The sequence below is a fragment of the Pyramidobacter sp. C12-8 genome (assembly GCF_002007215.1).
In the GTDB taxonomy this organism is placed as follows: domain Bacteria; phylum Synergistota; class Synergistia; order Synergistales; family Dethiosulfovibrionaceae; genus Pyramidobacter.
In genome coordinates this window covers 85571-95582 of the sequence record NZ_MUHX01000009.1, presented here as the reverse complement: position 1 = coordinate 95582, position 10012 = coordinate 85571, and the positions used below count along the sequence as shown (strand labels likewise).

At 60.7% G+C, this 10012-nt stretch carries 12 protein-coding genes and 1 pseudogene; 3 read left to right on the top strand and 10 right to left on the bottom strand.

Annotated elements, in window-relative coordinates; genetic code table 11:
• Positions 1-276: helix-turn-helix domain-containing protein (locus B0D78_RS05310; protein WP_143521727.1), on the bottom strand; the 276-nt coding region annotated here is incomplete at its 3' end.
• 101 nt (positions 277-377) lie between these two features.
• Positions 378-501: pseudogene (locus tag B0D78_RS13595) on the bottom strand (transposase); the annotation flags it as partial.
• 84 nt (positions 502-585) lie between these two features.
• On the opposite strand from B0D78_RS13595, the gene B0D78_RS05300 reads away from it, so the two are divergent.
• Positions 586-1245: a nitroreductase gene (locus B0D78_RS05300; RefSeq protein WP_078015942.1), complete on the top strand. Its 660-nt coding sequence runs from the start codon at positions 586-588 to the stop codon at positions 1243-1245.
• Positions 1246-1401: 156 nt separating this feature from the next.
• On the opposite strand, the gene B0D78_RS05295 is transcribed toward B0D78_RS05300, so the two are convergent.
• The 6 genes from B0D78_RS05295 to B0D78_RS05275 all read right to left on the bottom strand — a co-directional run bounded on the left by B0D78_RS05295 (position 1402) and on the right by B0D78_RS05275 (position 6024).
• Positions 1402-2463, bottom strand: a complete 1062-nt coding sequence (locus tag B0D78_RS05295; protein WP_078015941.1) for a HigA family addiction module antitoxin — start codon at positions 2461-2463, stop codon at positions 1402-1404.
• A gap of 45 nt (positions 2464-2508) precedes the next feature.
• Entirely contained in the window at positions 2509-2739 is a 231-nt protein-coding gene (locus B0D78_RS05290; RefSeq protein ID WP_205948265.1) for a hypothetical protein, read from the bottom strand.
• A 271-nt stretch (positions 2740-3010) separates the two neighbouring features.
• Positions 3011-3148, bottom strand: a complete 138-nt coding sequence (locus tag B0D78_RS12790; protein ID WP_154528004.1) for a hypothetical protein — start codon at positions 3146-3148, stop codon at positions 3011-3013.
• A 153-nt stretch (positions 3149-3301) separates the two neighbouring features.
• On the bottom strand, positions 3302-3859 hold the full coding sequence (locus tag B0D78_RS05285) for a TetR family transcriptional regulator (RefSeq protein ID WP_078015939.1): 558 nt from the start codon (positions 3857-3859) through the stop codon (positions 3302-3304).
• 198 nt (positions 3860-4057) lie between these two features.
• The gene (locus B0D78_RS05280) at positions 4058-5440 is read right to left on the bottom strand and encodes an S-layer homology domain-containing protein (protein ID WP_078015938.1); all 1383 of its coding nucleotides are present in this window, start codon (positions 5438-5440) and stop codon (positions 4058-4060) included.
• A gap of 230 nt (positions 5441-5670) precedes the next feature.
• Positions 5671-6024, bottom strand: coding sequence for a helix-turn-helix domain-containing protein (locus B0D78_RS05275; protein WP_158606205.1), 354 nt, complete (start codon positions 6022-6024; stop codon positions 5671-5673).
• A 434-nt stretch (positions 6025-6458) separates the two neighbouring features.
• On the opposite strand from B0D78_RS05275, the gene B0D78_RS05270 reads away from it, so the two are divergent.
• Complete coding sequence (locus tag B0D78_RS05270; protein ID WP_168170016.1) at positions 6459-6734, top strand: type II toxin-antitoxin system RelB/DinJ family antitoxin; 276 nt, start codon at positions 6459-6461, stop codon at positions 6732-6734.
• 1 nt (position 6735) lies between these two features.
• Positions 6736-7008 (top strand): type II toxin-antitoxin system YafQ family toxin, encoded by a 273-nt coding sequence (locus B0D78_RS05265; protein ID WP_078015935.1) that lies wholly within the window; start codon positions 6736-6738, stop codon positions 7006-7008.
• A gap of 354 nt (positions 7009-7362) precedes the next feature.
• Here B0D78_RS05265 and B0D78_RS05260 read toward each other — a convergent pair whose 3' ends face one another.
• Together B0D78_RS05260 and B0D78_RS05255 are read right to left on the bottom strand one after the other, a co-directional pair.
• The gene (locus tag B0D78_RS05260; protein WP_168170015.1) at positions 7363-8529 is read right to left on the bottom strand and encodes an efflux RND transporter periplasmic adaptor subunit; all 1167 of its coding nucleotides are present in this window, start codon (positions 8527-8529) and stop codon (positions 7363-7365) included.
• Between the two features lie 11 nt (positions 8530-8540).
• Positions 8541-9989 (bottom strand): TolC family protein, encoded by a 1449-nt coding sequence (locus B0D78_RS05255; protein WP_078015933.1) that lies wholly within the window; start codon positions 9987-9989, stop codon positions 8541-8543.
• Positions 9990-10012 lie beyond the last annotated feature (23 nt).

The window sequence follows — 10012 nt, the reverse complement described above, 5'->3', positions numbered from 1 at the left end:
AGAGGTGTTACAAAGGGAAGTAACGGAGCAGTCATACCGGTGAAGGCAGCAGTTTGCTGTCCGGCCATAACAGCCTTTGAAGACAGTCTCTGCATGTTTTCTGATCTCTCTGGAGATCGTACTCGGCGACTTCAGAACTGTTGAGGCAATACTTCTGAGAGATTCTCGCCGGTTGAGGGCGCTTTCAATGGCTTTTCTTTCAGCCAGAGTCAAATGTTTGTTCATGATGATGAACTCCTTTCCGAGATCTGTTGTCTCGTAAGAAAGGTCTTTCATCAATTCAGACTAAATGCAAGCTTCTTTTAATTCAGATTTAATGCAACGGGGTACCGGATGTTGCGTTGCATTTACCTTGAAGAATTTCAATAACGTTTTTAATATATCTCGTATGCTTTCTTTATATTGATTATAAATCATTTTTCGTCTATACTTAGGAGTAAACACAATGTGGTATTTACACATCCACTTTGTATGTGCCATATCATGATTCTTGTGTGCCATTAAAATCACCTTTCCTCTCTTAGATAGTAGCTTGAACAACTCTATTCTGACGGAATCATTAATTTTCCGGGAAGGAATCACGAAATGAACGATGAAAAATCTACAGAACTGCTAGCCGGCATCGCCGCGCGCCGGTCCTGCCGCGCCTTCGAAAACACGCCGCCGGGGCCGGAGCTGCTCGCGTCGGTGCTGAAATACGCCACGTTCTCGCCCTCGGCCAAAAACGCCCAGCCGTGGGAAGTCTACGTCGTCGCCGGAGAACGCCTCGACGCCCTGCGCGCGAAGATGGACGAAGCCTTTCGTCAGGGCCGGGGCGTGCCCATGCACGCCGGGCGGGAAATGCCCGCGTGGCAGGCCCGCGCCCGCGAACTGAGCGGCGCCCTGGCGCCCGTTCTCGAGCGCCAGGGCTGGGAGCCGAAAAGCTTCATCGGCCGCTGCCTGCGCTTCTTCGACGCGCCGGCCGCCGCCATCGTCTGCATGGACGGCGAGCCCAGCCCCCTGCATCTCCTCGACATCGGCATGTTCACGCAGACCCTGTGCTTGTCCGCCGCCGGCCACGGCCTTGCCAGCTGCATCATCGCCTACACGCTGATCGTCGAGCCGGCCATCCGCGAGTTCCTGCGCCTGCCCGCCGAGCGCCGCGTCATGATCACCGTGGCGCTCGGCTTCCCCGCCAAAGACCAGCCCATGGCCCAGTTCAGATCCGGGCGCGCCGAAGCGGGCGAGAACGTGCACTTCGTCTGATCGTGGTTTTCGATGAAAAAGGCCCGACCGGTCATGCGACCGGTCGGACCTTTTCGTATTATGCCCCGCCCTCGGACTCTCGCCTTCCCTCGGCGCAAAGCAAACTCCCACGAAAGCATCTTGCTTCGACCTCCTCGAAGACCCTCTTCCGCGATTTCAATCACAGGGAATCTCATACTTCGCTTTCAACGCGCCCAAACAGTCATAACGCAGCCGGCCTTCCTTTTGAAGCCGCCCAACCACGATGCCCGGAGCGATCCCCACCTTTTCGGCGAAAGCGCATACGCTCTCGCGGTCAAAGCGGGCGGCCTCGGTAAAGCGCTCATACCCGCCGGCCGGAATGAGAGCATCTTGGGCAAACGTATCGGCGGCCCGTTCCATCTCTTCCCTTTCCGCCGCATCGTGCGTTCCGAAAATATCTCCCGCGATCACATGGCCCAGCTCGTGAAACAGGTTGAACCAAAAGATATCCGCAAACTTTCCGCGCGTGGTCACGCCGACGACGATCTTTTTCCCGTCGATGAAAGAAGCCCCGTTCAGGAACGTCCCTTCAAAATGCGGCAGATATACGAGAGCGACGCCGCATTCAGCCAAACAATCCCTGAGCTTTTTATAAGAGTCGGCCGAGAATCCCTTTGAGAGCGCCCGAATTCGAGGAAGGAGCGCCGTCAATTTTTTGATGTCGATTTCGCCCGCTTCGACCTTCCGCGCTTCGAGACGCACTTTCTGCGACCAGGCGGCCAGAGCGTAATCGTTGCGATCGTTCTCGCCCAGCTGACGATACGCGATTCCCGGGATTTGGAACTTCCCCAGGAACGTCAGGCGCGCCGTCTCGAAGAACGACCTGAGCGCAAAAACCTTCTCCTTCGCGTTCCTCGTGTTTTTTACCCAACCTCTGGCCGCCATTTTCGAGTACGGAAACTTCTTCGCGATTTCGACTTCCTCGTCCATCTCGAGCTCTCCTTTTACGCGGGCAAGCTTTTCCCGATAGATCGCCTCGAGATTGTTCCAGAATTTGGCGGGGATGCCGAGAACTGACTCCAACCTCAGCGCCATGTCCTGACTCAGCTCCACGTCGCCGTGAATCAGACGGCTGATATGCTTTTCGCTGATTCCCATACGCACCGCAAACTCTTTCTGCGTGAGCCCGCGCTCCTCCAGTTGCTCGCGTATCGTCGCGCCGGGGGGGACCGCGATAAAACTCCTGCTGTGCGCCATTTCAATCCCTCCTTTGCTTCCCTTGACGCCGTTTCTCATTTTCCGTCAGTGATAATCATTCTCGATTTTCGTGATTTTCACGGCTTCTATCCCTTGAATACGACCATCCCGGGTAAAGAGCAGACGATGCGGCTGAACCAGATCCATCGCCAGAGTCCCTTCCAGATTTCCATGCAGTTCATGGCAGCGTCCGATCCGGTGCGCCAAAAGAAAATCCACCGAGTCCGCCGCGTGAATCTCGTTCAATCTCTGGACGAGCTTCCCTGCCATTTCCACCCCGTAAGCCCGTATGGCCGCCTTGTCCGAAGTGCAAACCCTTTCGAGCCTCTTGCTTTTGAACGTCGTAAGCAGTCTCTTCACCACCTGCAATTTACCTCTAAGGTAAATTAATTATATCACGCGCCTGAAAAATGTGCAAAAACATACCCCAGTTCAGGTCCGGGTGCGCCGGAGCGGGCGAGAACGTGCACTTCGTCCGATCCTGACATTCAACGCCAAAGGCCCGACGGTCGCGCGACCGCCGGGCCTTTGGCGTTGAATACCAATATCAGTGGCGCGGCTGCTCTTCGGCGGGGAGGTCGGGGCGGACGACCAGCGTCACGTTGTTCTCGCGGGAAAACCGGGCCAGCATGGCGTCGAAACGCTCCTTCACTTCCGCCGGCACGTCAACTTTCATGGTCTCCATAGGCATCGCTCCTCCGTTAATAGTTTATCATGATAAAGCATTAACCGACAGTTGGATGATACCACAAAGGACAAAAAAAGCAAGAGGGAGAAAAAGAGCTTCTCCGTCTTGCCGGGAAATTCCACCGCCCCGCACGCGATCCCGACGCCGCAGTCACAGGCGACGCGCTTTCGAATCAGGAGGGAGGGAGGGAGGGAGGGAGGGAGGGAGGGAGAAATTTTTCAGCAGTTCCGCACAGCGCGACAGACTTTTCCCCAAATCGGAGCTCATGTCCCCTTCCAGCCAATCCAGCAGGAACCCCGCCAGCGCGAAGCGGCACACGGAAAGCAGCAGTTCCCGGTTCTCCTTCTCCGCGAAAAGCCCGCCTTCCCCGGCGCCGACGCAGCGGGCCACGGCGTAGCGCACCCAGACGCCCAATTCCTCGATGAACGTCTCGCGCGGCAGCGACCTGTAGACGTGCATGACGGCCGCCCGGCGCCGCGACAGCGCGGCGACGACCGCCGCCGCGCCCGCTCCGTCGGCGAACAGCTCGTCGAGCCAGCCGAGCACGGACGTGCGGAGCAGATCGCGAAGATCCTGAAAGTGATAGTAAAACGTGTTGCGGTTCACGCCGCAGCGCGCGACGACCGCTTTCACCGTGATCTTGCCGAACGGGCGCTCTTCCAGAAGCTGCCAGAACGCGCTCTGTATTTCTTTCTTCGTAAAATCCATGGCGGCCGCCTTTCCGACGCTCCCCGCGGAACTTCGCCGCCGTCGAGGGACGGAAGGCGCGGCTCCGCCGCGGCGTCACCAATATGATCGATCATACCTCAAAACGCGCGCTGCGTCACGGACTTTTCACGGCGCGCGAAGATGCGAAAAAGCGGGGCTGCCGAAGCAGCCCCGCTTTTTGCGTATGCAGAGATTCGCTTAGAAGTTCAGCAGCGTGCGGAAGCGGATCTGGTTGTTGTCGTAGTTGGGATCGAAGAAGCTGCCGTCCATATCGGCGTAGGCCAGCTCGAAGTAGAGGTTGGGGCTGTACTGGTAACCAATGGCCACAGACCACTCCTTGGCATCCCAGAAAGTGTCAATGTCGTACTTGACATAGCGCTCGATCGTGCTCCACTTGTCGTTCCACTTCTGCTTCGCCTTGACAAAGAGGACGTCCACGTCGTCCGGCAGGGTGACGCCCGCAGAGATGTCGCCCGGCCACAGGACATCGCTGAAGGACCAGGGGCTTCTGTCGATGTAGAAGCCCTGGTCGAGCTTGGCGTACTCGACCCACAGGCTGGTGAACTTCAGCACGTCCTGGTCGACGTCGAGGATGACCTTGAAGGCCTTGGGATCGTCGATGGCCGCGCCGTCGATGTCTTCCATGTAGTAGGCGCCCTTCAGCTCGAGGCCGTCCATGAAGCTGAAGCCGAGGCCGGCCCAGTAGGTCTTGTAGTTCGTGTCGCCCACGTTGTACCACAGGCCGTTCAGGCTCAGCCAGAACTTCTCGCTGAAGTCGAACTTCAGGCGGGCGCCGTAGTACTCGTCGCTGGCGTTGTCAGCGTAGATGTTGCCGCCCTGGTTGGAGGCCGCGAAGCCCTCGACGGTGAACATGCCGCGGTTGTACTTCAGGTCGAAGCCGCGATAGTTGGCGTCCATGTTGAACGCGTCGTTGTCGTCGTACAGTCCGTCTTCGTCTTCCCAGTCAAGGTAGAACTGACCGCCGCGCATCGTCAAGCCTTCCAGGCCCATGAAGTCCTTGGCGGTGACCCACCAGCGGTCGAAGTTACCCCTGTGCCAACGAGCGTCGAAGCTGACGCCGTCGCTCAGGTCGCGGTGCAGGAACAGACGGGCACGGTTCATCGTGAAGCCGTCGGCGCCGGCGCCGGTCGCAGCACCGTCGTTGTCCCACGCGTTGTAGTCGAAGCGCATCTGGCCGGTGATCTTCCATCCGCCGAGGCCCTTCTCAAGCGCGCTCAGGCGGCTGTCGAAACCGTCCACTTTCACGCCCAAGGCTTCCAGCTCGGGCTGGAACTCCACCACCAGCGCCTTCAGCTTCTCCAGGTCTTCGCCGCTCAGGCCGCCCGCGGCCATCATGCGCGCCACCATCGTCGCGATCTCGTAGCGCGTCATGGCGCGGTTGCCCTTGAACGTCCCGTTCGGATAACCTTCCAGGATGCCCTTCGCGCTCAGCTGCTCCACGGCGTCGTACGCCCAGTGGTTCATCGGCACGTCGCTGAACGGGTTCGCGGCGAACGCGGGCGCGGCTACGGCCACCAGCGACGCGGCGGCTACTACGGCGAGCATTTTCTTCATACTCATTCTCAAAACTCCTCCTCAAACACGGAACAATGATGTGTGACGCCTCATGGCGCCGTTTCCCGGCCGTTCGGGGCGGAAAACGGATCGTCGCGAACCGCGTTTGTGGGGAGTTTCCACGTTTCCTCGCCCGTCGCGCTTTCGTTCCGTCCCGTTTCACGCCTGATGCGGCCGTGAAATGTTGTTTTATATTGCACGAGCCTCCCCGCGGGAGGTCCGCCACACGCTTTCGGTCATGCGGAGTGTTCTTCGCTTCCGGCGATGCGCCGCTCGAGGTAAGAGAGGTGTTTCTTGAGGACGTGGCGCTCTTCCTTGAGGTTTTTGATGCTGGCCCGGAGCAGGCGGTTCTCGACCCGCAGCTTTTCCGTCTCGCCCAGCTCGTCGGCTTCGCCGAGGCTGCGTCCGGTGCCGCGCCGATCCTGCAGGCCGGCCGCGCCGTACTGGCGGTATTTGTTGATCCAGGAATAAATCTGGCCGTAGCTGACGCCGTACTTGCGGATCACTTTGAGGCAGTCGGCGCCGTTGTCGAGGTAGTAGTTGACGATCTCCAGCCGCTCTTCACACGTGGTCTGCCGTACCTTGGCCATGCGCGCCACCTCTCTTGCCTTCGTTCCACACTTCTCACGCATACTTTACTTTGCCATTTTACGAAAGATGTCTTTGCGGGCAATAGACAATATCGACTCAAATGCCTATAATTCAGGCAGATATATAAATGTTGGCTGGATAACAAGCTTTAAACAAAACTCGCACGACACAGCAGAAGCCGCCGCGGCGCAAAGACGCGGAGAAAAACATGAATCCTCAAAAAACGAAAACGAGGGGGGACGACCGGATCAATTCCAGTCGTCCCCCCTCGTTCTTTGCGCCGCGAAGCGGCCCTGTCTTATGAGCTTCTCTCCGCATCCCCGCATCGTTACAGTGTTTTTTGTTTCCGCCGTTCCGCCGCTGCCCAACGTTTCTCAATATTGACATCATATTGCTAAAATCACTATAATATCATCATAAAGGGGTGATGATCATGGCTACAGCCACCAAAGACAGCTCGATTCAGATCAAAGTCGATCCCAAACTGAAGGCCGACGCGGCCGGTATCGCCGAAGAGCTGGGCATGAATCTGTCCACTCTCATCAACGTCTACCTCAAGCGCGTCGTCGCCGAACGCGGGATCCCGTTCCCCCTCGCCGCGCCCCTGACGCCCAACGCCCGCACGCGGCAGGCGATCCGCGACCTCCGCGCCGGCAAGACGAAACGGTTCGACACCGCGGAAGAAGCGCTCCGGGACCTGGGCATCTGAGATGCTGCACGTCGAATTCACCGCCCAGTTCCGCAAAGACCGAAAGCGCATGGAAAAGCGCGGCGCCGACATGGGCAAGCTGCGAGAAGCCGTCCTCATCCTCGCGGCGGAGGAGGAACTTCCCCCGCGCTCTCGGGATCACGGACTGACCGGCGAGTGGAAAGGATGCCGCGATCTTCACATTGAACCGGACTGGATTCTGATCTACGAAATCCGCGGCGACGTCCTCGGCCTCGTCCGAACGGGTTCGCACGCCGATCTTTTCGACAGATAGACGCCGTTTTCAGACTAATTCTTGATAGAAAGTATTAACATAGTTTTCCGGGGGCCGCGGGGGAGTTCAGTCGCTCGGGACTCCCTCGACCGCTACGCGGTCTGCGCAGCTCGCTTTGTGAATCTCCCCCGCAGCCCCCTTGTGTTCGGCCTTTTAATTAAGAAATAGTATCAGACACCCCGCCTCGGGCAAACATAAAACACGAAAACGAGGGCGGACGACTGGATCGATTCCAGTCGTCCGCCCTCGTTTTCTGCGCCGCGAAGCGGCCGGATCGTTTCGTTTTTCCCGGCGCTTTGGCGGCGGTTCTTGTTTTCCCATTCGCCGCCGCTTCGCGGCGGAAGTCGTTTCGGCCTACTCGGCGGTGATGACGAACTCGACTTCGGTGCCTTCGGCAACGTTGTTGCCGCCGGAGACGACGACGTCTTCGCCGATCTGCAGGCCGCCGGAGACGGTGACCATGCCGCCGGTGGCGGCGCCGGTGACGACTTTCTGGATCGCGGCCCTGCCGTCGCGGATGACCATGACGGAACCGTCGGCGCGCAGCGCTTCGCTGGGGATGACGAGGGGATTCTCCTCGCTGGTCTCGACCAGCAGCACGCGGGCGAACATGCCGGGGCGCAGCTTGAAGCCGGTGGCCTGGTTGTCGACGGTGATCTCGGCGCCGATGGTGCGGGTGGAGGTGTTGATGTAGGGGTCGATCAGCGTCACGGTGCCGTAAAAGGTCTGCCCGCTCAGGCTCTCGAAGGTGAGCACGGCGTCCATGCCGAGGCGCAGGCGGCCCATGTCGCGCTCGGGGATGTCGACGCGGGCCTTGAGGCGGTCGACGCGGCCGATGCGCAGCACGTTGGTGGCGTCTTTGACGAGGGCGCCGAGGGTAAGGTCGTAATCGTCGAGGATGACGCCCTTGATCGGCGCTTTGAGCTGGTACTCGCTGAGCAGCACGGCCTGGGCGTCCAGATTGGCCTGGGCCTGCTTGACCTGCGCGGCGGCTTTGGCGTTGGCGGCCACGGCGGCCTGATAGGTGGTGCTGCGCGCGTCGTACTCCTGCTGGGTGGCGTAGCCCGACTTGCGCAGGCGGCCGTAGCGGTCAAGCTCGCGCTTGGCGTCGGCGAGCGTGACGGCGGACTGGGAGAGTTCGGCTTTGCTGACGGCGACCTGGGCCTGCATGGAGTTGTACTCGGCTTCCTGGTTGCGGCTGTCGAGCACGACGAGCGTGTCGCCGGCCTCGACGAGGCCGCCTTTGGCGACGACGAGGTTGTCGATGCGGCCGGTGACTTTGGGGTTGAGGATCACTTCTTCGAGGGCCTGCAGCGTGGAGGTGGTGGTGATGCCCTGCTGCACGCTGCTGAGGCGTTTGACGACGGCCACCTCGACGCGCGGCAGCGGCGCGACGGGCTGTTTGGCGCGGGCTTCGGCGCGGGAACCGAACCACGCGGCGGCCGCGGGGCCGCACAGGGGCGAGAGGGCGGCGGCAAGCAGCGCGGGCAGAAGATAGACTTTGAGTTTCGCAAATTTCATGGGCATTGACCTCACTTTGTCTTCTTTCGGGAATCGGCGCGGAGGCCGGCGCTTTTCGCCGGAGCGGCGGCGCGGTCGCGAAGATTTTCCTGAAGCAGGGCGCGCTCGATGAGGACGCCCTGCGCTTTCCACAGGTTGGCCTGCGCCTCGCGGCTGTCGCGGAGATACTGCGCCAGCAGCTGGAGCGCGTCGGTCAGCTCGCTGCGGGCCTGCAGCACGTCGATCTGCGTGTTGACGCCCTCGCGGTAGCCCGATTCGGCGTAGGCAAGGCTCTCTTTCGCCAGCTGCACGTTGGCGCGGCCGGCGCTGAGGGTCTCCAGCGCGTTCTGGAGGCTGAGCCATCCGTCGGCAAGTTCGGCCTTGATGCTGTCCTCTTTTTCGCCCAGGGCGTGTTCGGCGGCTTTCAGTCCGGCTTTGGCGGCGCGGACATTGCCGCTGGCGCCGCCGCCGTCGTAGACGGGCACGTCGAGGGTGAGCGAGGCGGTCCACTGGTTTTTGTCGGAGACGCCGCCGAGGCCGCTCGACGCGTAGCCGAAGCGGTAGCCGCTGCTGAGGCTGAGCGTGGGCAGCAGGCCGCTTTTCGCCACGGCGATCTCGTTTTTCCGCGAGGCGGCGGCGTAGCGCAGCGACTGATAATCGCCGCGGCGTTCGAGCACTTCGCGAATGGCCGCCTCGACGTCGTCGGGGATCTTGCGGGCGTCTTCCAGTTTGGGCAGGTTATCCTCGAGCGAACCGGAGAGGGCGAGGTCCGTCTCGGGGCGCATGCGCAGCAGGCGGCACAGTTCGATGCGCGCCGCTTCGAGGTTGTTCCCGGCGGCGATGTTGCTTGCCCGGGCGTTTTCCTTCTGCTGGCGCACGCGGGTGAGGTCGAGGTTGGTGGAGAGGCCGTAGACGACGCGCTCGTTCAGCTCTTTTTCGGCGTTGCCGTAGTAGTCGAGCGCGTTCTCGGTGTTGCGCAGCACTTCGCGGCGGTACAGCACTTCGCAGTAGGCGTTCCAGACGGTCAGCGCCACGCTCTCGCGGGCGCTGCGCAGGTCCTGCTCGGCCTGTTTGACGCCGAGTTTGCCCTGGCGGGCCCGCGCCTGATTTTTGCCGCCGGAATACAGGCTCTGGCTGACGGTGACGCGCGAAAGCAGTTCGTTGTCGGGATAGCCCGGAATGCCGTCGTAGGCGTTCCCCTGCCCCTGAAGGTTCAGCTGCGGGTTGAGCGCGGCGCCGGCCGCCCTGCTCTGTCCTTTGGCGCTCTCCACGTTCTGCTCGGCCGTCAGCACGGTAAAGTTGCGGTCCAGCGCGATGCTCAGCGCTCGCCCCATGGTGAGGATGACCGCTTCGGAGTCGCCGGCCGCGGGACGCGCGGCGTTCCGCAGCGCCTCAAGTGAACTGGCCGCCGGCGCGCCCGGCGCGGGGCACCCCAGCAGCGAAAACGAGAGCGCCAGCGCGGCCGCCTGAATTCTTTTCATGATGTTCGCTTCTCCTCTCTTGC

Excerpts from the sequence above, each read along its gene's own strand:
- B0D78_RS05265 (WP_078015935.1), top strand. The coding sequence starts at position 6,736 with ATGCTGCACGTCGAATTCACCGCCCAGTTCCGCAAAGACCGAAAGCGC.
- B0D78_RS05285 (WP_078015939.1), bottom strand. The coding sequence starts at position 3,859 with ATGGATTTTACGAAGAAAGAAATACAGAGCGCGTTCTGGCAGCTTCTG.
- B0D78_RS05255 (WP_078015933.1), bottom strand. The coding sequence starts at position 9,989 with ATGAAAAGAATTCAGGCGGCCGCGCTGGCGCTCTCGTTTTCGCTGCTG.
- B0D78_RS05300 (WP_078015942.1), top strand. The coding sequence starts at position 586 with ATGAACGATGAAAAATCTACAGAACTGCTAGCCGGCATCGCCGCGCGC.
- B0D78_RS05260 (WP_168170015.1), bottom strand. The coding sequence starts at position 8,529 with ATGAAATTTGCGAAACTCAAAGTCTATCTTCTGCCCGCGCTGCTTGCC.
- B0D78_RS05275 (WP_158606205.1), bottom strand. The coding sequence starts at position 6,024 with ATGGCCAAGGTACGGCAGACCACGTGTGAAGAGCGGCTGGAGATCGTC.
- B0D78_RS12790 (WP_154528004.1), bottom strand. The coding sequence starts at position 3,148 with ATGGAGACCATGAAAGTTGACGTGCCGGCGGAAGTGAAGGAGCGTTTC.
- B0D78_RS05280 (WP_078015938.1), bottom strand. The coding sequence starts at position 5,440 with ATGAGTATGAAGAAAATGCTCGCCGTAGTAGCCGCCGCGTCGCTGGTG.
- B0D78_RS05295 (WP_078015941.1), bottom strand. The coding sequence starts at position 2,463 with ATGGCGCACAGCAGGAGTTTTATCGCGGTCCCCCCCGGCGCGACGATA.
- B0D78_RS05270 (WP_168170016.1), top strand. The coding sequence starts at position 6,459 with ATGGCTACAGCCACCAAAGACAGCTCGATTCAGATCAAAGTCGATCCC.